This is a genomic window from Variovorax sp. TLI9-5A, assembly GCF_056867935.1.
The window spans coordinates 1,071,164-1,094,296 of record NZ_CP200310.1; the positions used below are offsets into that span (position 1 = coordinate 1,071,164).

A 23,133-nucleotide genomic window follows, 5' to 3' on the forward strand; every position below is an offset into this window, starting at 1 on the left:
AGCGGTGATCGAGTCGGGCGCCGCGCTTCATCAAGGGCCGGCACCCTCACCCCAACCCTCTCCCCAAGGGGAGAGGGAGCAAGCCAGGAGACAAGACGATGCCCCTGACGCAGAGCATGGCCCAAGGCGCCACCGACGTCCCCCTCATCGAACAACCCATCGGCGACTTCTTCGACGACATGGTTGCCAGGCAGCCTCACCGCGAGGCGCTCATCAGCCGCCACGAAGGCCTGCGCTTCACCTACCGTGAACTGCAGGCCGAGTCCAACAAGCTCGCCAGCGCGCTGCTCGGCCTCGGGCTGAAGGCCGGCGACCGCGTCGGCATCTGGTCGCACAACAACGTGCCTTGGGTGCTGATGCAGATCGCCACCGCCAAGGCCGGCCTGATCCTCGTCAACATCAACCCGGCGTACCGCACCTCGGAGCTGGAATACGCGCTCAACAAGGTCGGCTGCAAGGCGCTGGTGACGATGGCGCAGTTCAAGACCAGCGACTACCTCGGCATGCTGCGCGAGCTGGGCCCGGCGAAGCTGCCGCAGCTGGCCCACACCTTCTGGATCGACGCGAAGCCGGGCGAGGGCGCCGAGCAGCCGGGCATGCGCCGCTTTTCGCAGCTGCTCGCCAGCGGCGACGCCAACGACCCGCGTGTCGCGCAGGTGCAGAAGACGCTGAAGGCTACCGACCCGATCAACATCCAGTTCACCAGCGGCACCACCGGCTTTCCCAAGGGCGCGACGCTCACGCACCGCAACATCCTGAACAACGGCTTCTTCATCGGCGAGTGCATGAAGCTCACGCCGGCCGACAGGCTGTGCATTCCGGTGCCGCTGTACCACTGCTTCGGCATGGTGCTGGGCAACCTGGCCTGCCTCACGCACGGCTCGGCCATCGTGTATCCGAACGACGGCTTCGATCCGCTCACCGTGCTGGAGACGGTGCAGGCCGAGAAGTGCACCGGGCTGCACGGCGTGCCCACCATGTTCATCGCCGAGCTCGACCATCCGCGCTTCAAGGAGTTCGACCTGTCGACGCTGCGCACCGGCATCATGGCCGGCTCGCCGTGCCCCATCGAGGTGATGAAGCGCGTGGTCAGCCAGATGCACCTGAGCGAGATCACCATCGCCTACGGCATGACCGAGACCAGCCCCGTGAGCTGCCAGAGCAGCACCGACACGCCGCTGGACCGCCGCGTGTCGACCGTTGGCACGGTGCAGCCGCACCTCGAAGTGAAGATCGTCGACCCCGAGACCGGTGCCGTGATGCCGCCGGGCAAGTCGGGCGAGCTCTGCACGCGCGGCTATTCGGTGATGCACGGCTACTGGGACGACGAAACCAAGACCCGCGAGGCCATTGACCCGGAGCACTGGATGCACACGGGTGACCTCGCCACCATGGACGCCGAGGGCTACGTCAACATCGTCGGGCGAATCAAGGACATGGTGATCCGCGGCGGCGAGAACATCTACCCGCGCGAGATCGAGGAGTTCCTGTACCGCCATCCGAAGGTGCAGGACGTGCAGGTGGTCGGCCTGCCCGACCGCAAGTACGGCGAGGAGCTGTGCGCCTGGATCATCGTCAAGCCCGGCCAGAGCGCCACCGAGGACGACATCCGCGAGTTCTGCAAGGGCCAGATCGCGCACTACAAGGTGCCCAAGTACATCCGCTTCGTCAGCGAGTTCCCGATGACGGTGACCGGCAAGATCCAGAAATTCAAGATCCGCGATGCGATGACCGAGCAACTCGGCCTTAGCCAAGAAAAAACAGCATGAGCCAACTCGAAACCAAACTGAACGCCCGCTCGGCGGACTTCCAGGCCAATGCCGCCGCCATGCGCGCGCTGGTCGACGACCTGCGCACCCAGTTCGCGAAAGTGGAGCAGGGCGGCGGCGAGGCCGCGCGTGCCAAGCACACCGCACGCGGCAAGCTGCTGCCGCGCGACCGTGTGGCCGAGCTGCTGGACCCGGGCACGCCCTTCCTCGAGATCGCGCCGCTGGCCGCGCATGCGATGTACCTCGACGGCAAGGGCGCGGAGTCGGCACCGGGCGCCGGCATCATCGCGGGCATCGGCCGCGTGAACGGCGTGGACTGCATGATCGTGTGCAACGACGCCACGGTGAAGGGCGGCACCTACTACCCGATGACGGTGAAGAAGCACCTGCGCGCGCAGGAGATCGCCGAGCAGAACCGCCTGCCGTGCATCTACCTGGTCGACTCGGGCGGCGCCAACCTGCCGAACCAGGACGAGGTGTTTCCCGACCGCGAGCACTTCGGCCGAATCTTCTACAACCAGGCCAACATGAGCGCCCAGGGCATCCCGCAGATCGCGGTGGTCATGGGCTCGTGCACGGCCGGCGGCGCCTACGTGCCGGCGATGAGCGACGAATCGATCATCGTGAAGAACCAGGGCACCATCTTCCTGGGCGGCCCGCCGCTCGTGAAGGCGGCCACGGGCGAGGTCGTGACTGCTGAAGATCTGGGCGGCGGCGACGTGCACACGCGCCTGTCGGGTGTGGCCGACCACCTCGCGCAGAACGACCTGCATGCGCTGGCGCTCGCGCGCTCGGCGGTGGCCAACCTCAATGCGAAGGCGGCCGAGACTCCTGTCAAGGCCGAGGTGCGCGCGCCCGCGTACCCGCGCGAGGAGCTCTACGGCGTGATCCCCACCGACACGCGCAAGCCCTTCGACGTGCGCGAGATCATCGCGCGCGTCGTCGACGGCAGCGAGTTCCACGAGTTCAAGGCGCGCTTCGGCGCCACGCTGGTGTGCGGCTTCGCCGAGATCGAAGGCATGCCGGTGGGCATCGTGGCCAACAACGGCATCCTCTTCTCCGAGTCGGCGCAGAAGGGCGCGCACTTCATCGAGCTGTGCTGCCAGCGCAAGATTCCGCTGGTGTTCCTGCAGAACATCACCGGCTTCATGGTGGGCCGCAAGTACGAGAACGAAGGCATCGCGCGCCACGGCGCCAAGATGGTGACCGCCGTGGCCACGGCCAACGTGCCCAAGTTCACCATCATCATCGGCGGCAGCTTCGGCGCCGGCAACTACGGCATGTGCGGCCGCGCGTACAGCCCGCGCTTCCTCTGGATGTGGCCCAACGCGCGCATCAGCGTGATGGGCGGCGAGCAGGCCGCGAGCGTGCTCGCCACTGTGAAGCGCGACGGCATCGAGCTCAAGGGCGGCAGCTGGAGCAAGGAAGAGGAAGAAGCCTTCAAGGCACCGATCCGCCAGCAGTACGAGGACCAGGGCCACCCCTACTACGCCACGGCGCGGCTGTGGGACGACGGCATCATCGATCCGGCCGACACGCGCCGCGTGCTGGCGCTGGGCCTCGCGGCCGCGCGCAATGCGCCGGTGCCGGAGCCGAAGTTCGGCATCTTCCGGATGTGAGGAAGCTGGCATGAGCGAATACACCAAGCTGCAACTGGGCTTCGACGGCCCCATTGCCCGCATCTGGCTCGACCAGCCCGATGCGCGCAACGCCTTCGACGACATCGTCATCGCCGAACTCACGCGCGCCTTCACCGAAGCCGGCGCGGCGCCGCAGGTCAAGGCGATCGTGCTGGGCGCGAACGGCCCGGCCTTCTGCGCGGGCGCCAACCTCAACTGGATGCGCCGCATGGCCGACTACACGCGCGACGAGAACATCGCCGACGCGGGCAAGCTGGCCGAGATGCTGCGCACCATCGCCGAGTGCCGCAAGCCCACCATCGCACGCGTGCAGGGTGACGTGTACGCGGGCGGCATGGGACTGGTGGCGGCCTGCGACATGGCGGTGAGCGTCGACACCGCCTGGTACTGCCTGAGCGAAGTGAAGATCGGCCTCGTGCCCGCGACCATCAGCCCCTACGTGCTGCGCGCGATGGGCACGCGCGCCTCGCGGCGCTACTTCCTCACGGCCGAACGCTTCACCGCGGCCGAAGCGCATCGCATCGGCTTCGTGCATGAAGTGGTGGCCGCCGACGCGCTCGATGCGAAGGTCGACGAACTGCTGAAGGCGCTGACCGGTGCGAGCCCTGCCGCGGTGCGCGCCTGCAAGCAGCTGATCGCCGACGTGGCCGGCCGCGAGATCGACGATGCGCTGATCGCGAAGACGGTCGAGGGCATCGCCGACATCCGCGCGAGCGACGAAGGTCGCGAAGGCGTGCAGGCCTTCCTGCAGAAGCGCAAGCCCTCGTGGCTCGAAGCGAACAAGTCCTGAAGCCCCATCCTCCGGAGGTCGCGCCATGAACACCACCCTCGACATGCCGCAGCTGCTCGCGCTCGCCGCCGCCATCGGCTGGGCCAGCGGCGTGCGGCTCTACCTGGTCGTGCTGCTGACCGGCCTGGCCGGCTACTTCGGCTGGGTGCCGCTGCCGGGCGGGCTGCAGATGCTGGCGCATCCGGTGGTGATCGCGGCCAGCGGCTTCATGGTGTTCATCGAGTTCTTCGCCGACAAGATTCCGGGGCTCGATTCGCTGTGGGACGTGGTGCACACGGCCATCCGCATTCCGGCGGGCGCGGCGCTCGCGGCCAGCGTGTTCGGCGTGGACCATGGCGTGATGGCCATCGTCGCGGCGCTGCTGGGCGGCAGCTTCGCGGCCACGGCGCATGCGGCCAAGGCCACGACGCGCGCGGCAATCAACACCTCGCCCGAGCCGTTCTCGAACGTCGGCGCCTCGCTGGTGGAAGACACGATGGTGCCCGCGGGGCTGTGGCTCGCGGTGGCGCATCCCTTCGTCTTTCTCGTGCTCTTCGTGCTGGTGCTTGTGGCGAGCGTGTGGCTCATCCGCAAGAGCTGGCGTTTCCTCAAGGCGCTGTTCTCCCGCGTGGCCCGCATCTTCAGCGGCCGGCCCGATCCGGGCGTGGTGCCGGCGTTCCAACTGAAAAAGAATCCTCCGGGAGACACTCCGAATGTTTAAGAAGATCCTGATCGCCAATCGCGGTGACCAGCCGCGAAGCGGCGCAGTGGCGAAGCCAAATTGCCTGGCACGCGCAGCGTGCGCAGGCGATTTCACCGCGAAAGTCCACCATGTTTAAAAAAATCCTGATCGCCAATCGCGGCGAAATCGCCTGCCGCGTTGCCGCCACCGCCCGCCGCATGGCGATCCGCACGGTCGCCGTGTACTCCGACGCCGACGCGCATGCCAACCACGTGCGCGCCTGCGACGAGTCGGTGCACCTGGGCGGCAGCGCGCCGAAAGACAGCTACCTGCGCTGGGAAAAGATCCTCGAGGCCGCCAAGGCCACGGGCGCCGAGGCGGTGCACCCGGGCTACGGCTTCCTGAGCGAGAACGAGGAGTTCGCGCAGGCCTGCGCCGACGCGGGCCTGGTCTTCATCGGCCCGCCGCCCTCGGCCATCAAGGCGATGGGCCTGAAGGCCGAGTCGAAGCAGCTGATGGAAAAGGCCGGCGTGCCGCTGGTGCCCGGCTACCACGGCCACGACCAGAGCCCGCAGCTGCTGCAGCGCGAGGCCGACCGCATCGGCTACCCGGTGCTCATCAAGGCCAGCGCTGGCGGCGGCGGCAAGGGCATGCGCGCGGTCGACAAGGCCGAGGACTTCGCCGCCGCGCTCGCCTCGTGCCAGCGCGAGGCCATCAACAGCTTCGGCGACGACGCGGTGCTGATCGAGAAGTACGTGCAGCGCCCGCGCCACATCGAGATCCAGGTGTTCGGCGACACGCACGGCAACTACGTCTACCTGTTCGAGCGCGACTGCTCGGTGCAGCGGCGCCACCAGAAGGTGCTCGAAGAGGCTCCCGCGCCGGGCATGGCGGAGGCGATGCGCAAGCAGATGGGCGAGGCCGCTGTCGCTGCTGCGCGTGCCGTGAACTACGTGGGCGCGGGTACCGTCGAGTTCATCGTCGAGCAGCGAGAGGGCGGCGAGATGAATTTCTTCTTCATGGAGATGAACACGCGGCTGCAGGTGGAGCATCCGGTGACCGAGGCCATCACGGGTCAGGATCTCGTCGAATGGCAATTGCGCGTGGCCTCGGGCGAGGCGCTGCCGGCGAAGCAGTCTGAGCTGCAGATCCATGGCCACGCCATCGAGGCGCGCATCTGCGCCGAGAACCCCGACAACAACTTCCTGCCTGCCACCGGCACGCTGCGCGTGTACCGCAAGCCGCAAGCCACCGCCTTCCAGCGCAGCCGTGTGCGCATCGACGACGGCGTGCGCGAGGGCGGCGAGATCTCGCCCTTCTACGACTCGATGATCGCCAAGCTCATCGTGCACGGCAGCACGCGCGAGGAGGCGCTGGCCCGGCTCGATGCTGCGCTGGCGCAGGTGCAGATCGTGGGCGTGGCCACCAACGTGCAGTTCCTGCGCGGCATCCTGGCGACCGAGTCGTTCTCGAAGGCCAATCTCGACACAGCGCTGATCGAGCGCGAGCGTGCCGTGCTGTTCGACCGCGAGCCCTTGGGGCTGCCGCTGGCTGCCGCCGCCGCGATCACGCGCACGCTGATCACCGAGTGGCCCTCGAAGATGCCCGATCCTTTCGCGCGGCGCGATGGCTGGCGCTCGCTGGGCGAGTACCGGCGCCACTTCGACTTCGAGTTCCGGGGTGCCGAGCAGACCGCGCTGCTGACCTACAAGCGCGACGGCGGCCTCTGGCTCGAGGCCGGTGGTGCCGCGGGCCCGCTGGTCATCGGCCAGTTCCCGAGCGGCGAGTTCGAGGTGGAATTCGCCGGCAGCCGCCAGACGCTCGACGTGCACCTCGACGGCGCCGTGGCCCATGTCTTCGCCTCGAAGGGCGCGACGAAGATCACCGCCATCGACAGGCTGGCCCATGCCGGCGACACGCACGCCGAGGGCGGCCGCCTCACCGCGCCGATGCCTGGCAAGGTGGTGTCCTTCGCGGTCAAGGCCGGCGACAAGGTCAGCCGTGGCCAGCCGCTGGCGGTGATGGAGGCCATGAAGATGGAGCACACCATCGCCGCGCCGGCCGACGGCACGGTGGAGGAGCTGATGTTCGCGCCGGGCGAGCAGGTGGCCGAGGGCGACGAGCTGCTGCGGATGAGCGCCGCAGCCGCTGCGGCAGCCTGAAAAAAAGTTAACCCCGTTGCGGGCGCCCGCCCGTATGAGCTGCGGTAGTCAACATCCAGGGGAACTCCTTCCATGACCTATCGCATGCCCACTTTCTCCGTCCGCCGCCATGCGGGCATTGCCCTGCTGGCCCTGGCCGCCGCGCTCTCGCTGGCCGGCTGCGGCCGCAACAACGGCGAAGCCAATGTGCTCTCCGAGCCGGCTCCTCCACCCGCGCCGATGCAGGCCGCGGCCGGCTACGGCGGCGGCATGGTCATGAAAGAGCAGCGCATGCGCTCGGCCGAACCGGCTTCAGCGCCTTCGGCCACCGACCAGCAGCAGGACGGCACGCCCCTGCAGCGCTTCCTGGCCGTGCGCCAGGAGCTGAACGTCGAGGTGCCTGCCGATCAGCTCGCCGATGCCTGGGGCAAGGTGCGCGACCTGTGCGGCACGCTGAAGTGCGAGCTGCTGTCGTCCTCCCTGCTGCGCGAGACGCCGCAGCAGCCCGGCAACGCCACGCTCGAAATGCGCGTGGAGCCCGCCGACGTCGAGAGGCTGCTCGGCGGCCTGGCGGGCGTGGCCAGTGTGGTTTCGCACACCACCACCAGCGAGGACAAGACCGCCGAGGTGATCGACGTCGAAGCCCGGATCAGGAATCGCACCGAGTTCCGCGACAGCCTGCGCGCGATGCTGCGCGACACCGTCACCAAGCGAACCATGACCGACCTGCTGGCCATCCAGCGCACCTTGTCCGACACGCAGGCCGAGCTCGACGCCATCGCCACGCAGCGCAAGGTGCTGGCGCAGCAGACCAGCAAGCAGCACATCCAGATCCAGTTCACGGCCAAGCGCGCGCTGGTGAGCAGCGGCGACGGCTACAGCCCGATGCGCAATGCGCTGCGCAACGCCGGCTCGGTGCTGGCGGAGAGCGTGGGCTCGCTCATCACCTTCGTCGCGGCGGTGCTGCCGTGGCTGCTGCTGGTGGTGCTGCCGCTGGGATGGCTGACACGCGTGCTGTGGCGTCGCCGCCGTGCCGCGGCCAAGTAAGTAAGATCGGGGAGGGATTGGTTCTAGTCCCTTTTTCTTACTCAGGAGCCTTTCCCGATGTCGGATCCGCTGCGTCTCTACGTGGACGCCCAGTTCGCCAGTCCCTATGCCATGTCGGTGTTCGTGGCACTGCACGAGAAGCAGCTTGCCTTCGACATGAAAGCCGTCGACCTGGGGGCTCTGGAGCACCGCGCGGCCGGCTTCTCGCAGCTGTCGCTCACGCAGCGCGTGCCGACGCTGGTGCACGGCGACTTCGCCCTGTCGGAGTCGTCAGCCATCACCGAGTACATCGACGAGAACTTCGCGACGGGAACGGCGCTGTACCCCTGCGGGCCGCGCAACCGGGCCCGCGCGCGCCAGCTGCAGGCCTGGCTTCGCAGCGACCTGATGCCGATCCGCCAGGAGCGCCCCACCGAGGTGATCTTCTACGGCCCGGCCAGTGCGCCGCTGTCGACGGCGGCGCACCGCGCGGCGAAGACGCTCTTCCAGGTCGCGCAGGCGCTGCTGGCGGATGGTGCGGAAAACCTGTTCGGCGACTGGTCGATCGCCGATGTCGACCTGGCGCTGATGCTCAACCGCCTTGTGATGAACGGAGATGCCGTGCCACAGCGGCTGGCCTCGTATGCCGACAGGCAGTGGCAGCGGCCCTCGGTGCAGCGCTGGGTGGCGCTGGAGCGGCCGCCGCGCTGAGGCGGCGGGGCTCTCTCGGTCAGCCCACCACCACTTCGCTGATCTGCGTCAGCGGCACGATGTCGGTGTAGTTCTTCACGTCGTCCCTGACCTCCTTCTGGTGCGGGCCGAAGGCCTTCAGGAATGATTCGACCGATTCTGCGAACACGTGGCACATGGCGACGTAGGCGGGCGCGGAGCCCGGCGCGCCGCCGGACAGGCCCTTGTCGATGGTGTACGAGAGGCATGCGTCGCCCATGCGGGCCTTGAGCAGGGGCATGTGCTTGTCGCGGTAGTAGTCGTGATCGAACCGTGCGCCGGGGGTGTGGGGGTACATCACGCTGAACTTGATCATTCCAAGAGTCTCCTGAGGTCGGCGTTCGAGGATAGGAGATGGCCAGTGCCCGCACAAGCCGACGGCGACGCGGGCGCGACCTAAGATGCGTGCCCATGCGAATCACCGTCTACCTCACCGACAACCGTCCCGAACCCTGGATCGAAGGCCTGAAGGCCGAACTCCCCGATGCCGTCATCGAAGCCTGGAAGCCCGGCGCGCCGCAGGCCGACCATGCGGTGGTCTGGGCGCCGCCGCAGGAGTTTCTCGACGAGCAGCCCAAGCTGCGCGGCATCTTCAACATCGGCGCGGGCGTCGACGCGCTGCTCAAGCTCAAGGTGCCGGCGCACACGCGCATCGTGCGGCTCGACGACGCCGGCATGTCGGTGCAGATGGCCGAGTACGTCTGCCACACGCTCATTCGCCATTTCCGCGAGTTCGACGCCTACGAGGCCGATGCGCGCGAGGGCAAGTGGAGCTACCGCAAGCCGAAGCTTCGGCGCGACTTCCCGGTCGGCATCATGGGCCTGGGCGTGCTCGGCGAGCGCGTGGCGAAGGCCGTGACGCAGTTCGAGTTCCCGGTGCTGGGCTGGAGCCGTTCGCCCAAGGAGATCGAGGGCGTGCGCGTCTTCAGCGGCGAGGCGCAGTTCGACGAGTTCCTGTCGTCCACGCGCGTGCTGGTCAACCTGCTGCCGCTGACCGAGGCGACGCGCGGCATCCTCAATCGCGACACGCTGGGCAAGCTGCGGCCCGAGGGCTACCTGATCAGCATCGCGCGCGGCGGCCATCTGGTGGAAGACGACCTGATCCCGCTGCTCGACGCCGGCCGGCTCGCGGGCGCGACGCTGGACGTGTTCCAGGTCGAGCCGCTGCCCTCGGACCACGCCTTCTGGCGCCACCCGAAGATCACGGTGACACCGCACGGCTCGGCGCGCACGCTGCGCGAGGAGTCCATCGCGCAGATCGCCGGGAAGATCCGCGCGATGGAGCAGGGGCTGCCGATCGCCGGCGTGGTCGATCCGGCGCGCGGCTACTGACGACGGGGGCGCGTCCTCCCTCCGGACCCGCCGGAGTGCATCGCGGGCAGGGGAAACCCTGAAACACTGATTTTTCACAAGTATGAAAATCTTTTCATGACTGTGAAAACTGCGTTTCGGGTGATCGAGATCGTCGAACTCTTCGCCCGGGAGAAGCAGCCGCTGGCTCTTTCGGAGATGGCGCGCCTGCTCGACATGCCGGTGTCGAGCTGCCTGGGCCTGATCCGCACGCTCGAGGAGCAGGGCTACATGTACGAGACCGGCCGCCGCCAGGGCTACTACCCGACAGGCCGGCTCCTCGCGATGGCGCAGGTCATCGCCGCCCACGACCCGGTGCTCGACCGGGTGAAGGCCACGCTCGAGGAGCTGCGCGACGCGGCGCGCGAGACGGTGGTCTTCGGCAAGTTCCGCGACGCGGGGCAGGTGGTGTACCTGGAAGTGCTGAGCGCGCCGCAGAGCATCCGCTACACGGCCGAGTCGGGCGAGACGCGCCCGGCCTACGCCAACTCCATCGGCCGCGCGCTGCTTTCAACGCTCGCCCCCGACGAGCGCCGCCGGCTGCTCGAAGGCGCGACTCTCGCGCCGCTGACCGACGCCACGCTCACCACTGCCGACGCCATCGAGGTCGAGCTGCAACGCTCCGCCACGCGCGGCTGGTTCGGCAACCTCGGCGAGAGCATTCCCGACCTGATCGGCCTGGCCTGGCCGCTGCGCATCGGCGGCGAGGCCTACGCCATCTCCGTCGCTGGCCCGCGCTACCGCATGGAGGCGCGCATCGAGGAGATCGCCGCGATGCTGCGTTCCGCCTGCCTCGCCATCGAACCCAAGAACGAAAGCCCCCGATGACAACGACCACAGCAGCCCCCCGCTATTTCGTCCGCGAGGCCGAGATCGCCGGCTACCACCCCGCCAACCACACGGGCACGCTGAACAAGCGCCTGATCGGCCCCGAGACCGTGGGCGCCAGGCAGCTCGAAGTGCTGGTCGGCCACATCCAGAAGGGCAAGGGCGCGCTGCCGCATGCGCACCCGGGCATCGAGCAGGTCTGCTACATGCTCGAAGGCCGCGCGGTCGCCGAGGTGGGCGGCCAGCGGCAGGAGCTGCACCCGGGCGACAGCTGCTTCTTTCCCGCCGACGCGATGCACACCTTCACCGTGGTGAGCGACGAGCCGGTGCGCGTGCTGGTGATCTACAGCCCGCCCTACGAGGAATCGCCGGAGCGCGTGATCCGGCCCTGAAGCGACGCCACACAACAACCGGAGACAAACCATGCAGACAACGAAGAACGCGACCGGGCAACCGGCCGCGATGGCGAACCGTCGCCGTTTCATTTCCATCGGCGCCGCCGCGGGCCTCGCGGGCGCCATGCCCTGGGCCTTCGCGCAGGACGGCTACCCGAAGCAGCCCATACGCATCGTTGTGCCCTTCGCCGCCGGCAGCGGCACCGACGCGGTGGCGCGCATCGCGGGGCAGATGCTCGGCGATGCGCTGAAGGCCTCGGTCATCATCGACAACAGGGCGGGCGCCAACGGCGTGATCGCGGCCGAGTACGTCGCCAAGGCGGCGCCCGACGGCTACACGCTGTTCATGACGACCAACACCACGCATTCGGCCAACCCGAGCCTGATGAAGTCGCTGCCCTACGACCCGGTGAAAGACTTCGCGCCCGTCAGCCGCATGGGCAACCTGCCGTTCATGCTGGTGGTCAACAACGACCTGCCCGTCAAAAGCGTGGCCGAGCTGCTGGCCTGGGGCCGCGCGCATCCCGGCAAGCTGACCTACGCGAGCGGCAACAGCACGGGTATCGTGAGCGGCGCCACGCTCTCGCGCATGAGCGGCGTGCCGATGCTGCACGTGCCCTACAAGAGCACGCCGCCGGCCATCGCCGACCTGATAGGCGGGCAGGTGTCGATGATGGTGGTCGACCTCGCCGCGGGCTTGGCCACGGTGAAGGCCGGCAAGATGCGTGCGATCGCCGTCACCACGCAGGAGCGCACCAAGCTCTTTCCCGAACTGCCGCCGCTGGCCGACACGCCGGAGCTGAAAGGCTTCGACATCACCTCCTGGAACGGCGTGTTCGCGCCGGCCGGCACGCCGCGCGACATCGTGCTCAAGCTCAACAAGGTGCTGGCCGACATGGCCAACGGCCCGGTCTTCCGCGAGCGCGTGGCGAAGCTGGGCTTCGACGCCTTCGGCAGCACGCCCGAGGAGCTGGGCGCCTTCACCGTGTCGGAGCTGGCGAAGTGGAAGAAGCTGATCCAGGCCGCGGGGATACAGCCCGAATGAAGCTGCGCGCCGCGGTCCTCACCCTCACCCCAATCCTCTCCCGCCAGCGGGAGAGGGGGCAAGACAAGGGCTGCATGACTCCCTCTCCCCTCGGGGAGAGGGTGGGGGTGAGGGCGAACGGCGCCTCCATCGCGCGCCCTGCCTGCCCCCATCCCAGCCTTCCCCCAGAGGGGGAAGGAGCGAAGACATGAACTCCTCCGGACCTCTCCAAGGCATCCGCATCCTCGACCTCACGGCCGTGGTGATGGGCCCCTACGCCACGCAGACGCTCGGCGACCTCGGCGCCGACGTCATCAAGGTCGAGCCGCCCGGCGGCGACAACCTGCGCGCCGTCGGGCCGATGCGCAACCCGGGCATGGGCGCGATGGCGATGCACCTCAACCGCAACAAGCGCTCCATCGCACTCGACCTCAAGCAGCCCGAGGGCCGCGAGGCCTGCCTGCGGCTGGCGGCGGGGTGCGATGCGCTGATTTACAACACGCGGCCGCAGGCGATGGCACGGCTCGGGCTCGGCTATGAAGCCGTGGCTGCGGTCAACCCGAAGATCGTCTACCTCGGCGCCTTCGGCTATGGCGAGCAGGGGCCCTATGCCGGCAAGCCCGCCTACGACGACCTCATCCAAGGTGCAGCGGGCGTCGCCTCGCTGTTCGCGCAGCAAAGCGGCGGCGCGCCGCGCTACGCACCCGTCACGCTGGCCGACCGCGCCGTGGGCCTGCAAGCCGCCATCGCATTGCTCGCCGCCGTGCTGCATGCCCAGCGCACCGGCAAGGGCCAGGCCGTCGAAATGCCCATGTTCGAAGCCCTGTCGCAGTTCGTCATGGGCGACCACCTCGGCGGCCACAGCTTCGAGCCGCCGCTCGGCCCCACCGGCTATGCGCGCCTGCTCGCACCGCATCGCAAGCCCTACGCCACGGCCGACGGCTACCTCAGTGTGCTCATCTACAACGACAAGCACTGGCAGGCCTTCTTCGACGTGATCGGCCGGCCCGAGCTGCGCAGCTCGCCGATGTTCGGCACGCACACCGCGCGCGCCGCGAACATCGGCGCGGTCTACGCCTTCGTGGCCGAGGTGATGGCCACGCGCACCAGCGACGAATGGTTTGCCGCGCTCAATGCCGCGGACATTCCCGTCGCGCGGCTGCACACCACCGACAGCCTGCTCGACGACCCGCACCTGCGCGCCGTCGGTTTCTACCCCGAGCTCGACCATCCCACGGAGGGCCGCATCCGCACCCTCGCGCCGGTCGGCCGCTACAGCGCCACGCCCACCGCCATCCGCCGCCCCACGCCGCGCATCGGCGAGCAGAGCGTGGAGTTGCTGCGCGAAGCGGGCTACGGCGACGAGGCCATCGAACGCATGCTTGAACGCGGCGTCACGCTGCAACCGGACTCATTGAAGAAAGACGGCGAAGAATGAATTTCTCCCTGAACGAAGACCAGCGCTCGCTGGTCGCGGCCATCGAACGCCTCTGCGAGGACTTTCCCGCCGACTACTGGCGCGACCACGACGACCGCGCCGTGTTCCCGCACGAGTTCCACCGCGCCGTGGCGGAGAGCGGCTGGCTCGGCATCGCCATGCCCGAGGCGCAGGGTGGCGCGGGGCTGGGCATCACCGAGGCGGCGCTGATGATGCGCGCCATCAGCGCATCGGGCGCCGGCATGTCGGGCGCATCGTCGGTACACATGAACATCTTCGGGCTCAACCCGGTGGTGGTGTTCGGCAGCGAGGATCAGCGCCAGCGCTTCCTGCCGCCGCTGATCGCGGGCACCGAGAAGGCCTGCTTCGCAGTCACCGAGCCCGACGCGGGGCTCGACACCACCAGCCTCAAGACGCAGGCGTTGCGACAGCCCGATGGCGGCTACCTGCTGCATGGCCGCAAGATCTGGATATCGACCGCGCAGGTGGCCGACCGCATGCTGATCCTCACGCGCACCACGCCGCTGGACCAGGTGAAGAAGCCCACGCAGGGCCTCACGCTGTTCTACACGCCGCTGGACCGCAGCAAGGTCGAGGTGCGCGAGATCCACAAGCTGGGCCGCGCGGCGGTGGACTCGAACATGCTTTTCATCGACGGGCTCGAAGTGCCGGAAGAAGACCGCATCGGCGAGGAAGGGCGCGGCTTCGAATACATCCTGCACGGCCTCAACCCCGAGCGCATATTGATCGCGGCGGAAGCCATCGGCATCGGCCGCGCGGCACTGCGCATCGCCTCGCAGTACGCGCAGGAGCGCGTCGTGTTCGGCCGGCCCATCGGCCAGAACCAGGGCGTGGCGCATCCGCTGGCGCGCGCCTGGGCCAATCTGGAGGCGGCCGACCTGATGATGCTCAGGGCCGCCACGCTCTACGACGCGGGCGAGCCCTGCGGCATCGAGGCCAACGCCGCCAAGTACCTTGCGGCCGAGGCGGCGCACGACGCCTGCCAGAACGCGGTGCTCACGCTCGGCGGCATGGGCTACGCGAAGGAATACCATGTGGAGCGGCTGCTGCGCGAGAGCTACATCCCGCGCATTGCGCCCGTCAGCCCGCAGATGATCCTGAACTTCATCGCCGAGAAGGCGCTGGGGCTGCCCAAGTCGTACTGACCTCTCTCTCAAGTCATGAGCACCGTCATCCGCCATCTCGCCATCCGAGGCCTCGTGCAGGGCGTGGGCTATCGCTGGTCGATGGTGCAGGCGGCGAAGCGGATCGGCCTGCGAGGCTGGGTGCGCAACCGGCGCGACGGCAGCGTGGAAGCGCTTGCGGCCGGCGAGGCTTCTGCGGTGGAAGAGCTGATCCGCTGGGCGCACCAGGGGCCGGAAGGCGCGCGCGTCGATGCGGTCGACGTTGGCGAGCCGACTGGTGCCATCGCGGCGCAGGTTGTGCCCGATGGCTTCGAGCAGAGGGAAACGGCCTAGGCTGGCGCCATTTGCAACCTCGCAGGCGCGCATTGCTACCTTCCCCGGCTTCTGTACCAGGCAGGGGATTTCCATGTGGCCGACAATCCAGGGCGGTCTTCCATCCTCCAGCGATACAAGAGACATCCCATGAAACTCCCCACCAAAGTCCAGCTCGTCGACGTCGGCCCGCGCGACGGCCTGCAGAACGAAAAGCAGCCCGTTTCCGCCGAAGTGAAGATCGGCCTCGTGCATCGCCTGCAGGACGCGGGCCTCAAGGAGATCGAGGTCACCAGCTTCGTGAGCCCGAAGTGGGTGCCGCAGATGGCCGACAACGCCGAAGTGATGCACGGCATCCGGCGCAAGCCCGGCGTGCGCTACTCGGTGCTCACGCCCAACATGAAGGGCTTCGAGGCGGCCATCGCCGCGCCGCGCGAGGAGTGGCCCGACGAAATCGTGGTGTTCGGCGCCGCGAGCGAGGCCTTCAGCCAGAAGAACATCAACTGCTCCATCGCCGAGAGCATCGAGCGCTTCGCACCCGTGGTGGCCGCTGCGCTCGAGAAGGGCATCCAGGTGCGCGGCGCGATGTCGTGCACGGTCGGCTGCCCCTACGAGGGCGAGATCGCGCCGGCCAAGGTCGGCTACCTTGCCCGGCTGATGAAGGGCATCGGCGTGCAGCGCGTGGACGTGGCCGACACCATCGGCGTGGGCACGCCGCGCAAGGTGCAGGCGGCAATGGAAGCCACGCTGGCGCACTTCGATGTCGACGCCATTTCCGGCCACTTCCACGACACCTACGGACAGGCGCTCGCCAACACGCTGGCGGCGCTCGAGCTGGGCGTGTGGAACTTCCAGTCGTCCTCGGCCGGCCTGGGCGGCTGCCCCTATGCCAAGGGCGCGACCGGCAACGTGGCGACGGAAGACGTGGTCTACATGTTGCACGGCATGGGCATCGAGACCGGCATCGACCTCGACAGGCTGATCGACGCGGGTGTCTACATCAGCGAGGCGCTGGGCCGCGAGCCGAACTCGCGCGCCTCCAAGGCCATCCGCACCAAGCGGGCCGGCTGAATCGCTGAATTGAACGGGTAGACGGGAGTAGTCGGTGGATCTGCATGTGTGGCTTGCGTTCCTGGTGGCCAGTTGCGTCATCGCGGTGTCGCCCGGTTCGGGCGCGGTGCTCAGCATGAGCCATGGGCTCAGCTACGGCGTGCGGCGCACCACCGCGACCATCGTGGGGCTGCAGCTGGGGCTCGCGGTGATCCTGCTGGTGGCCGGCCTCGGCGTGGGCGCGGTGCTCACCGCCTCGGCCAGCGCGTTCCTGGTCGTGAAAGTGGTCGGCGCGTGCTATTTGCTGTGGCTGGGCTGGCGCCAGTGGCGCGCACCCGTCGCGAAGATCGAGGGCGACGCGACGGGGGCGGCCGAGCCCGACCTGACGGCGCCGCAGCGGGTGCTGCGCGGCTTCCTCACCAACGTGACGAATCCCAAGGGCATCGTCTTCATGGCCGCCGTGCTGCCGCAGTTCATCCAGCCGACGCGGCCCCTGTGGCTGCAGCTGCTGGTGCTGCTGGCCACGACGGTGATGGTCGACGTGACCGTGATGCACGGCTATGCCTGGCCGGCCGCACGGTTGCAGGGCATGCTGCGCAGCGTGCGGGCACGGCGGGCGCAGAACCGCGTCTTCGGCGGTGTGCTGATGGCCATGGGCGCGATGCTGTTCCTGTTCAAGCGCAGCGCCTGACGGGGCCGGCCTTCACCGCCCTGCGGCCTGATAGATTCGAAGCCACCATGTGCGGATCCGAACTCCATAACCTCCCCGAAGGCGTCCAGCGCGTTTCCCGCGCCCTGCAGGATGCCGGCCACCCCCATTCCCCACGCATGCTCGACGACGCCTGCCGCACCGCGCAGCAGGCTGCCGACGCGCTCGGCATCGCGGTCGGGCAGATCGCCAAGAGCATCATCTTCAGGCGCAAGAGCGACGAGTCGGCGGTGCTGGTCATCACCTCGGGCGACAAGCGCGTGGACGAGAAGAAGGTCGACGCGCTGGTCGGCAAGACCGGCCGCGCCGATGCCGACTTCGTGAAGTCGCGCACCGGCTTCACCATCGGCGGCGTCTCGCCCGTGGGCCACCTGACGCCGCCCGTGGTGCTGATCGACCGCGAGCTCTTCCGCTTCGAGGAAATCTGGGCCGCCGCCGGCCATCCGCATGCCGTGTTCCAGCTGCGACCGCACGACCTCGAGAAGCTCACCGGCGCGCCGGTGGCCGACGTGGTGTGAATTTCGCCGAAGCTGAAACGCTGGCCGGCCGCGCGGTGGCCGTGCAGGCCATGGAGGAGGACGTTCCCTCGCCATGCTGCTCGGTGTGCCGCATGGACCGCCTGAGCGGCATCTGCGAAGGCTGCCTGCGCACCATCCCCGAGATCGCGGGCTGGAGCAAGATGGAAGACGAGACCCGGCGCCACGTGTGGCGGGCGATAGAGTTGCGGGCCAAGGCCGGCATCTGGCGCATGCCTGAAACGAATGCAGGAGACAGCAGCGCATGAAGCACATCGACTTCCATCTCGACTTCATCTCGCCCTACGCGCACCTCGCCTTCGAGCACCTGCCCGAGGCGCTCGAAGGGCTTAGCTACAGCGTGGCCTACAAGCCGGTGCTGCTGGGCGCGCTGCTGAAGCAGCACGGCCAGCTCGGCCCGGCGGAGATCCCGTCGAAGCGCAGCTGGACCTACCGCCACGTGCTCTGGCTGGGCCACACGCACGGCATCGAGATCCGGATGCCCGCTTCGCATCCTTACAGCCCGCTGGCGCACCTGCGGCTGGCGGTGTCCACGGGCGACGACGGCAGCATCAGCCGCCTCGTGGCCGAGACCATCTTCCGCCATGTGTGGCGCGGCGGCGAGGAAGCCGGCGACCCCGCGCGCCTTGCCGCGCTCACCGCGCAGCTCAAGCCGAAGCGCGACGCGAACAGCGACGAGAGCAAGGCCCTGCTGAAGCGCAACACCGACGAAGCCCTGCGGCAGGGCGTGTTCGGCACCCCGACCTACGTGGTCGACGGCCGCCTGTTCTGGGGCTTCGACGGCCTGCAGATGCTGCGCGCCTACCTGTCGGGCGATGCCTGGTTCGATGGCCCGGAGTGGGCCTCGGCGGACCAGCGGCCGGCCTTGCTGCGCAGCAGCAAACAGGGCTGAGGACAAACCCGAGCAAGGCGGTAAAGGCCCCGATTTCTTACAAGCTGAAACGCGCTGCGCGGGTTTCACCCTAAACCGTAAGCGCCGGTTCAGTTTCGCGAAAGGCTCGGGTCAGTCGCGTCTCCAAGAATGCCTTCACGGTCCCGGATACCGGGCACCGAAATGAACGCATACACACAGGAGACGACCAATGGCAGCCACACTAGATTCGAGGGGAGTGCCGCATCCGGCCCCCCGGCCCATGTCCTCGGAGGAGAAGAAAGTCATCTTCGCCTCCTCGCTGGGCACGGTGTTCGAGTGGTACGACTTCTACCTCTACGGTTCGCTGGCCGCGATCATCGCGAAGCAGTTCTTCAGCGGTCTTGATGCGGGCGCCGCCTTCATCTTCGCGCTGCTGGCCTTCGCGGCGGGCTTCCTGGTGCGTCCGTTCGGCGCCATCGTGTTCGGCCGCCTGGGCGACATGATCGGGCGCAAGTACACCTTCCTGGTGACGATCCTGATCATGGGCCTGTCGACCTTCATCGTCGGCCTGCTGCCGAGCTACGCGACCATCGGCGTCGCGGCGCCGGTGATCCTGATCGCGCTGCGCATGCTGCAGGGCCTTGCGCTCGGCGGCGAGTACGGCGGTGCAGCCACCTACGTGGCCGAGCACTCGCCGCACGGCAAGCGCGGCGCCTACACCTCGTGGATCCAGACCACCGCCACGCTCGGCCTGTTCCTGAGCCTGCTGGTGATCCTGGGCGTGCGCGAGTTCATGGGCGAAGCGGCCTTCAACGACTGGGGCTGGCGCATTCCGTTCCTGGTGTCGATCCTGCTGCTGGGCATCTCGGTGTGGATCCGCCTGACGCTGTCGGAATCGCCCGCCTTCCAGAAGATGAAGGCAGAGGGCAAGACCTCCAAGGCGCCGCTGGCAGAGTCCTTCGGCCAGTGGAAGAACCTGAAGATCGTGATCCTGGCGCTGGTCGGTCTCACGGCCGGCCAGGCGGTGGTCTGGTATTCGGGCCAGTTCTACGCGCTCTTCTTCCTGACGGCGCAGCTCAAGGTCGACGCCACCACGGCCAACCTGATGATCGCCGCCGCGCTGCTGCTGGGCACGCCCTTCTTCGTGGTGTTCGGCACGCTGTCGGACAAGATCGGCCGCAAGCCGATCATCATGGCCGGCTGCCTGCTGGCCGTGGTCACCTACTTCCCGGTCTTCAAGATGCTGACCGAAGCCGCCAACCCCGACCTGGCCCGCGCACAGGCCACCGCCGGAGTGACGGTGACGGCCGATCCGGCGACCTGCTCGTTCCAGGGCAACCCGGTGGCGCGCGAGATCGACTTCAAGAGCTCCTGCGACATCGCCAAGCGCTACCTCGTGCAGAACTCGGTGAGCTATGAGAACGTGGCCGGCGCGCCGGGCTCGAAGGCCGTCGTGAAGATCGGCGACAAGTCGGTCGAGGCGCCCATCGGCAACGTCGTGAACTCGAAGTTCGACGAGAACTCGGTCAAGGAAATCGCCGCCTTCAAGAAGGGCGTGGCCGAAGACCTGAAGGTCGCCGGCTACCCGACCAAGGCCGATCCCGCCAAGATCAACAAGGTGCTGACGATCGTGCTGCTGTTCTGGCTGGTGCTGCTGGTGACCATGGTCTACGGCCCGATCGCCGCGATGCTGGTGGAGCTCTTCCCCACGCGCATCCGCTACACCTCGATGAGCCTGCCGTACCACATCGGCAACGGCTGGTTCGGCGGCCTGCTGCCGACCACCGCCTTCGCCATCGTGGCCTCCACCGGCAACATGTTCAACGGCCTGTGGTATCCGATCATCATCGCCGGCATCACGCTGGTGGTGGGTACGCTGTTCATCCGCGAGACGAAGGACGTCGACATCTACGCCAATGATTGACTGACCCCCAGGCTTCGCGCACTTCGTGTGCTTCGCCAACCCCCTCTCCGAGGGGGCAACACCTGCGGCCCGGCAAAGCCGGTTCCGCGGTGTTCCTTGCGAAATACCGAGATCGCCTTTTCTGCCTGTTCAACAAAGAGGCTTCATGCCGACCGCATGAGGCCTTTTTCTTGAACCATCCAGGAGACAAAACCCATGTGGAAACTCGTCGTCGGCTTCGTCATCTTCGCCGCCATTGCCCTGTACGTGATCTCGAAGGCCGGTGACAAGGTCGACATGTCGGGCGAGAAGCATGGCGGAGACACCACCACGCACGAACCGGCACCCGCCGCCGCGCCGAAGTGAGGCCGGGCGCGGCTAGCGCTTGAACTTGCCGTCGCTCACGATCGACAGATCGACGTAGTCGATGCCAGTGTGATCGGTCGGCGAGTAGCTGATGTCGAGCCCGCCGCCCACGTCGTACTGGAAGCTGTTGAGCGTGGCGATCAGCTTCGCGCGCGTGGGCTTGGGCCCCGTGCGGCGCAGCGCCTCCACCATCACCTTGGTGGCGACGAAGCCTTCGAGCAGCGCGGGAGAAAGATCGTTCTGGCCCTTGGCCTTGGCCAGCGCCAGCGCTTCCTTGATGAGCGGATGGCCAAAGGAGCGCTCGTAGGGCAGCACCTGCGTGATGATCACGCCCGCGCTGGCCGAGCCCAGTTCCTTGATGAAGCCCGAGGCCGCGTTGTTCGACAGCGTGATGATCTGCGCCGCCGAGCCGGCAGCGCGCAGCGCCTTGATGCCGTCGGTCACGGCCGTGCCCGAGCCGATCCACAGCACCGCCTGCGCGTTGGCCTTGGTGAGCTGCGGCACGATGGCTGCGTAGTCGGGCTTGCTGCGATCTGCCAGCGCCACCACGGCCGGCTTCAGGTTGGCCTTCTCGAAGCCCTTGTTCGCGCCTTCCATCGCGTCCTTGCCGAAGGAGTCGTCGGCCTGCACGACGGCGATGCGCTGGATGCCGGTGGTCTGCAGGTGCTGCACCGCCTTTTCTGCCTCGCGCTGGTAGGTGGAGCGCACGTTGAAGATGTTCTTCTGCAGCGGCTTGTGCAGCGCCATCGCGCCGGTGGAGGGGCCGACCAGTGCCACGCCGTACTTGTCGAGCAGCGGGATCACCGCGAGCGTGTTGGGCGTGCCGCGGTTGAGCAGCAGCGCGACGACCTTCTTGTCTTCGATGAGCACGCGCGCGTTCTCCAGCGAGCGCTTGGCGTCGAGGCCGTCGTCCATGCGGATGACCTCGATCTGCTCGCCGTTGATGCCGCCCTGGGCGTTGACCTGGTCGATGACCAGCTGCGAGCCCATGATGGTTTCCTTGACGCTGGCCGCCACCGGGCCCGAGAGGTCGGCCGACTGGCCGATCAGGATCTGGGCCGCCGCGCCCGGCGCCGCCATGGCCAGGAGCAGCGCAACGGCGCAGGACGTGAACGTCTTCTTCATCGAGCAAAGCCTTTCCAGGAAGCGGTTGCTTCTGTCAGAAACTGTGTAATGTGTTGCCGAACGTCACATATCGCTAGCTCGCGCAAACCCTGTCAAACCAAGGTTTCCAGCGCCCGGAAAAAAGCGGCCCGCCGGACAGGCCGGCGGGCCGTTCAAACTCGCCCTCGGGGGGCGGGGACTCAACGCTTGAAGCGACCGTCGCTGATGATGGACAGGTCCGCGAAATCGATGCCGCTGTGGTCGGTGGGCGAGTAGCTCACCTCCAGCCCGCCGCCCAGGTCGTAGCCGCGCAGGCTGTCGAGGGCGGCCACCATCCTGGCCCGCGTGGGCTTCGGGCCGGCGCGGCGCAGCGCCTCCACCAGCACCTTGGCCGAGGCGAAACCTTCGAGCGCGGCCGGCGACAGCTCCGACTGGCCCTTGGCCTGCGCGAGAGCCAGGGCTTCCTTCACCATCGGATGGCCCAGCGAGCGCTCGTTGGGGAACACCTGTGTCACGATCACGCCGCGGCTGGCGTCGCCCAACTGCTTGATGAAGCCCGAGGAGGCGTTGTTCGACAGCGTGACCACCTGCGCGGCCGAGCCCGCCGCGCGCAGCGCCTTGATGCCGTCGACCACGGCCACGCCGGAGCCGATCCACACCACCGCCTGCGCGTCGGCGTCCTTGATGGCGGGCACGATGGCCTTGTAGTCGGGTTTGTCGCGGTCGGCCGGGATGGTCACGGTCGGCTTGGCCTTGCCCTTGCTGAAGCCGGTCATCGCGCCTTCGAGCGCGTCGGAGCCGAAGGAGTCGGTCACGTACACCACCGCGATGCGCGTGAGGCCGATGGTCAGCAGGTGCTGCACCGCTTTCTCGGCCTCGCGCTGGTAGGTGGCGCGCACGTTGAACACGTGCTTCTGCAGCGGCTTGTGCAGCGCCATCGCGCCGGTGGAAGGGCCGATGAGCGCCACGTCGTTCTTGTCGAGCCAGGGAATGATCGCCTGCGAGTGCGGTGTGCCGCGGCTCATGAAGAGCGCCAGCACCTTCTTTTCCTCGATCAGCACGCGCGCGTTCTCGCTGGCGCGCTTCACGTCGAAGCCGTCGTCCATGCGCAGCACTTCGATCTTCTCGCCGTGGATGCCGCCCTGCGCGTTGACCGCGTCGATCACCAGCTGTGCGCCGCCGATGGTTTCGTTCACGCTCGCGGCCACCGAGCCGGTCATGCCGGCGGTCTGGCCGATCAGGATCTGGGCAGACGCGCCCAGTGCGCTGAAGGCCAGCAGGGCGGCGGCGCAGAGCGTGCGCGTTTTCGTCATGGAGTCCTTTCGAGGCAATGCCGGCGCCCGGTTGGGCGAACGTGAAAACAA

Annotated in this window: 24 protein-coding genes; 21 read left to right on the top strand and 3 right to left on the bottom strand. The window is 67.9% G+C overall.

Annotated features, from left to right (window positions below; genetic code table 11):
* Window positions 1–98: 98 nt before the first annotated feature.
* From AC1VNX_RS05230 to yfcF, 7 genes are all read left to right on the top strand, one after another.
* The gene (locus AC1VNX_RS05230) at window positions 99–1,769 is read left to right on the top strand and encodes an AMP-binding protein (RefSeq protein ID WP_483155766.1); all 1,671 of its coding nucleotides are present in this window, start codon (window positions 99–101) and stop codon (window positions 1,767–1,769) included.
* Window positions 1,766–3,388, top strand: coding sequence for a carboxyl transferase domain-containing protein (locus AC1VNX_RS05235; RefSeq protein ID WP_483155767.1), 1,623 nt, complete (start codon window positions 1,766–1,768; stop codon window positions 3,386–3,388). The genes AC1VNX_RS05230 and AC1VNX_RS05235 overlap by 4 nt, the downstream gene beginning before the upstream one ends.
* 10 nt (window positions 3,389–3,398) lie before the next feature.
* Window positions 3,399–4,199: an enoyl-CoA hydratase/isomerase family protein gene (locus AC1VNX_RS05240; protein WP_483155768.1), complete on the top strand. Its 801-nt coding sequence runs from the start codon at window positions 3,399–3,401 to the stop codon at window positions 4,197–4,199.
* A gap of 25 nt (window positions 4,200–4,224) precedes the next feature.
* Window positions 4,225–4,899 (top strand): DUF4126 domain-containing protein, encoded by a 675-nt coding sequence (locus AC1VNX_RS05245; RefSeq protein ID WP_483155769.1) that lies wholly within the window; start codon window positions 4,225–4,227, stop codon window positions 4,897–4,899.
* Between the two features lie 110 nt (window positions 4,900–5,009).
* Window positions 5,010–7,022, top strand: a complete 2,013-nt coding sequence (locus AC1VNX_RS05250) for an acetyl/propionyl/methylcrotonyl-CoA carboxylase subunit alpha (RefSeq protein ID WP_483155770.1) — start codon at window positions 5,010–5,012, stop codon at window positions 7,020–7,022.
* Window positions 7,023–7,094: 72 nt separating this feature from the next.
* Complete coding sequence (locus AC1VNX_RS05255; protein WP_483155771.1) at window positions 7,095–8,048, top strand: DUF4349 domain-containing protein; 954 nt, start codon at window positions 7,095–7,097, stop codon at window positions 8,046–8,048.
* Window positions 8,049–8,105: 57 nt separating this feature from the next.
* Window positions 8,106–8,738 (top strand): glutathione transferase, encoded by a 633-nt coding sequence (yfcF, locus tag AC1VNX_RS05260; RefSeq protein ID WP_483155772.1) that lies wholly within the window; start codon window positions 8,106–8,108, stop codon window positions 8,736–8,738.
* 19 nt (window positions 8,739–8,757) lie between these two features.
* On the opposite strand, the gene AC1VNX_RS05265 is transcribed toward yfcF, so the two are convergent.
* Complete coding sequence (locus tag AC1VNX_RS05265; RefSeq protein ID WP_483155773.1) at window positions 8,758–9,072, bottom strand: EthD family reductase; 315 nt, start codon at window positions 9,070–9,072, stop codon at window positions 8,758–8,760.
* Window positions 9,073–9,167: 95 nt separating this feature from the next.
* On the opposite strand from AC1VNX_RS05265, the gene AC1VNX_RS05270 reads away from it, so the two are divergent.
* The 14 genes from AC1VNX_RS05270 to AC1VNX_RS05335 all read left to right on the top strand — a co-directional run bounded on the left by AC1VNX_RS05270 (window position 9,168) and on the right by AC1VNX_RS05335 (window position 20,665).
* A complete protein-coding gene (locus AC1VNX_RS05270) occupies window positions 9,168–10,088 on the top strand; it encodes a 2-hydroxyacid dehydrogenase (RefSeq protein ID WP_483155774.1) in 921 nt (306 codons plus the stop codon).
* A gap of 96 nt (window positions 10,089–10,184) precedes the next feature.
* Window positions 10,185–10,934 carry an IclR family transcriptional regulator gene (locus AC1VNX_RS05275; protein ID WP_483155775.1) on the top strand — a complete coding sequence of 250 codons (750 nt, stop codon included), beginning with the start codon at window positions 10,185–10,187 and terminating at the stop codon, window positions 10,932–10,934.
* A complete protein-coding gene (locus tag AC1VNX_RS05280) occupies window positions 10,931–11,326 on the top strand; it encodes a cupin domain-containing protein (RefSeq protein WP_301509842.1) in 396 nt (131 codons plus the stop codon). Before AC1VNX_RS05275 ends, AC1VNX_RS05280 begins: the two co-directional genes overlap by 4 nt.
* 31 nt (window positions 11,327–11,357) lie before the next feature.
* Window positions 11,358–12,374: a Bug family tripartite tricarboxylate transporter substrate binding protein gene (locus tag AC1VNX_RS05285; RefSeq protein ID WP_126023742.1), complete on the top strand. Its 1,017-nt coding sequence runs from the start codon at window positions 11,358–11,360 to the stop codon at window positions 12,372–12,374.
* Window positions 12,375–12,561: 187 nt separating this feature from the next.
* Window positions 12,562–13,791: a CaiB/BaiF CoA transferase family protein gene (locus tag AC1VNX_RS05290; RefSeq protein WP_483155776.1), complete on the top strand. Its 1,230-nt coding sequence runs from the start codon at window positions 12,562–12,564 to the stop codon at window positions 13,789–13,791.
* A complete protein-coding gene (locus tag AC1VNX_RS05295; protein ID WP_483155777.1) occupies window positions 13,788–14,957 on the top strand; it encodes an acyl-CoA dehydrogenase family protein in 1,170 nt (389 codons plus the stop codon). The genes AC1VNX_RS05290 and AC1VNX_RS05295 overlap by 4 nt, the downstream gene beginning before the upstream one ends.
* A 15-nt stretch (window positions 14,958–14,972) precedes the next feature.
* Entirely contained in the window at window positions 14,973–15,269 is a 297-nt protein-coding gene (locus tag AC1VNX_RS05300) for an acylphosphatase (protein ID WP_483155778.1), read from the top strand.
* A 129-nt stretch (window positions 15,270–15,398) separates the two neighbouring features.
* Window positions 15,399–16,319 (top strand): hydroxymethylglutaryl-CoA lyase, encoded by a 921-nt coding sequence (locus AC1VNX_RS05305; RefSeq protein WP_483155779.1) that lies wholly within the window; start codon window positions 15,399–15,401, stop codon window positions 16,317–16,319.
* A 34-nt stretch (window positions 16,320–16,353) separates the two neighbouring features.
* A complete protein-coding gene (locus AC1VNX_RS05310; protein ID WP_483155780.1) occupies window positions 16,354–16,989 on the top strand; it encodes a LysE family transporter in 636 nt (211 codons plus the stop codon).
* Window positions 16,990–17,036: 47 nt separating this feature from the next.
* Complete coding sequence (locus AC1VNX_RS05315) at window positions 17,037–17,525, top strand: YbaK/EbsC family protein (protein ID WP_126023736.1); 489 nt, start codon at window positions 17,037–17,039, stop codon at window positions 17,523–17,525.
* The gene (locus tag AC1VNX_RS05320; protein WP_483155781.1) at window positions 17,522–17,791 is read left to right on the top strand and encodes a DUF1289 domain-containing protein; all 270 of its coding nucleotides are present in this window, start codon (window positions 17,522–17,524) and stop codon (window positions 17,789–17,791) included. Before AC1VNX_RS05315 ends, AC1VNX_RS05320 begins: the two co-directional genes overlap by 4 nt.
* Window positions 17,788–18,435: a 2-hydroxychromene-2-carboxylate isomerase gene (locus AC1VNX_RS05325; RefSeq protein ID WP_483155782.1), complete on the top strand. Its 648-nt coding sequence runs from the start codon at window positions 17,788–17,790 to the stop codon at window positions 18,433–18,435. The genes AC1VNX_RS05320 and AC1VNX_RS05325 overlap by 4 nt, the downstream gene beginning before the upstream one ends.
* Window positions 18,436–18,625: 190 nt before the next feature.
* The gene (locus AC1VNX_RS05330; protein ID WP_483155783.1) at window positions 18,626–20,320 is read left to right on the top strand and encodes an MFS transporter; all 1,695 of its coding nucleotides are present in this window, start codon (window positions 18,626–18,628) and stop codon (window positions 20,318–20,320) included.
* 195 nt (window positions 20,321–20,515) lie between these two features.
* Window positions 20,516–20,665, top strand: a complete 150-nt coding sequence (locus AC1VNX_RS05335; protein ID WP_019656389.1) for a hypothetical protein — start codon at window positions 20,516–20,518, stop codon at window positions 20,663–20,665.
* Window positions 20,666–20,677: 12 nt separating this feature from the next.
* Here AC1VNX_RS05335 and AC1VNX_RS05340 read toward each other — a convergent pair whose 3' ends face one another.
* The gene (locus AC1VNX_RS05340; protein WP_483155784.1) at window positions 20,678–21,790 is read right to left on the bottom strand and encodes an ABC transporter substrate-binding protein; all 1,113 of its coding nucleotides are present in this window, start codon (window positions 21,788–21,790) and stop codon (window positions 20,678–20,680) included.
* Window positions 21,791–21,969: 179 nt separating this feature from the next.
* Window positions 21,970–23,082, bottom strand: coding sequence for an ABC transporter substrate-binding protein (locus AC1VNX_RS05345; protein WP_483155785.1), 1,113 nt, complete (start codon window positions 23,080–23,082; stop codon window positions 21,970–21,972).
* Window positions 23,083–23,133: the final 51 nt, after the last annotated feature.

Bases quoted from the DNA above. Each gene is read 5' to 3' on its own strand.
- AC1VNX_RS05240 (WP_483155768.1), top strand. From the start codon at position 3,399: ATGAGCGAATACACCAAGCTGCAACTGGGCTTCGACGGCCCCATTGCC.
- AC1VNX_RS05345 (WP_483155785.1), bottom strand. From the start codon at position 23,082: ATGACGAAAACGCGCACGCTCTGCGCCGCCGCCCTGCTGGCCTTCAGC.
- AC1VNX_RS05285 (WP_126023742.1), top strand. From the start codon at position 11,358: ATGCAGACAACGAAGAACGCGACCGGGCAACCGGCCGCGATGGCGAAC.
- AC1VNX_RS05315 (WP_126023736.1), top strand. From the start codon at position 17,037: ATGTGCGGATCCGAACTCCATAACCTCCCCGAAGGCGTCCAGCGCGTT.
- AC1VNX_RS05265 (WP_483155773.1), bottom strand. From the start codon at position 9,072: ATGATCAAGTTCAGCGTGATGTACCCCCACACCCCCGGCGCACGGTTC.
- AC1VNX_RS05330 (WP_483155783.1), top strand. From the start codon at position 18,626: ATGGCAGCCACACTAGATTCGAGGGGAGTGCCGCATCCGGCCCCCCGG.
- AC1VNX_RS05295 (WP_483155777.1), top strand. From the start codon at position 13,788: ATGAATTTCTCCCTGAACGAAGACCAGCGCTCGCTGGTCGCGGCCATC.
- AC1VNX_RS05250 (WP_483155770.1), top strand. From the start codon at position 5,010: ATGTTTAAAAAAATCCTGATCGCCAATCGCGGCGAAATCGCCTGCCGC.
- AC1VNX_RS05235 (WP_483155767.1), top strand. From the start codon at position 1,766: ATGAGCCAACTCGAAACCAAACTGAACGCCCGCTCGGCGGACTTCCAG.
- AC1VNX_RS05300 (WP_483155778.1), top strand. From the start codon at position 14,973: ATGAGCACCGTCATCCGCCATCTCGCCATCCGAGGCCTCGTGCAGGGC.
- AC1VNX_RS05290 (WP_483155776.1), top strand. From the start codon at position 12,562: ATGAACTCCTCCGGACCTCTCCAAGGCATCCGCATCCTCGACCTCACG.
- AC1VNX_RS05305 (WP_483155779.1), top strand. From the start codon at position 15,399: ATGAAACTCCCCACCAAAGTCCAGCTCGTCGACGTCGGCCCGCGCGAC.
- AC1VNX_RS05280 (WP_301509842.1), top strand. From the start codon at position 10,931: ATGACAACGACCACAGCAGCCCCCCGCTATTTCGTCCGCGAGGCCGAG.
- AC1VNX_RS05245 (WP_483155769.1), top strand. From the start codon at position 4,225: ATGAACACCACCCTCGACATGCCGCAGCTGCTCGCGCTCGCCGCCGCC.
- AC1VNX_RS05275 (WP_483155775.1), top strand. From the start codon at position 10,185: ATGACTGTGAAAACTGCGTTTCGGGTGATCGAGATCGTCGAACTCTTC.
- AC1VNX_RS05335 (WP_019656389.1), top strand. From the start codon at position 20,516: ATGTGGAAACTCGTCGTCGGCTTCGTCATCTTCGCCGCCATTGCCCTG.
- AC1VNX_RS05255 (WP_483155771.1), top strand. From the start codon at position 7,095: ATGACCTATCGCATGCCCACTTTCTCCGTCCGCCGCCATGCGGGCATT.
- AC1VNX_RS05340 (WP_483155784.1), bottom strand. From the start codon at position 21,790: ATGAAGAAGACGTTCACGTCCTGCGCCGTTGCGCTGCTCCTGGCCATG.
- AC1VNX_RS05270 (WP_483155774.1), top strand. From the start codon at position 9,168: ATGCGAATCACCGTCTACCTCACCGACAACCGTCCCGAACCCTGGATC.
- yfcF (WP_483155772.1), top strand. From the start codon at position 8,106: ATGTCGGATCCGCTGCGTCTCTACGTGGACGCCCAGTTCGCCAGTCCC.
- AC1VNX_RS05325 (WP_483155782.1), top strand. From the start codon at position 17,788: ATGAAGCACATCGACTTCCATCTCGACTTCATCTCGCCCTACGCGCAC.
- AC1VNX_RS05230 (WP_483155766.1), top strand. From the start codon at position 99: ATGCCCCTGACGCAGAGCATGGCCCAAGGCGCCACCGACGTCCCCCTC.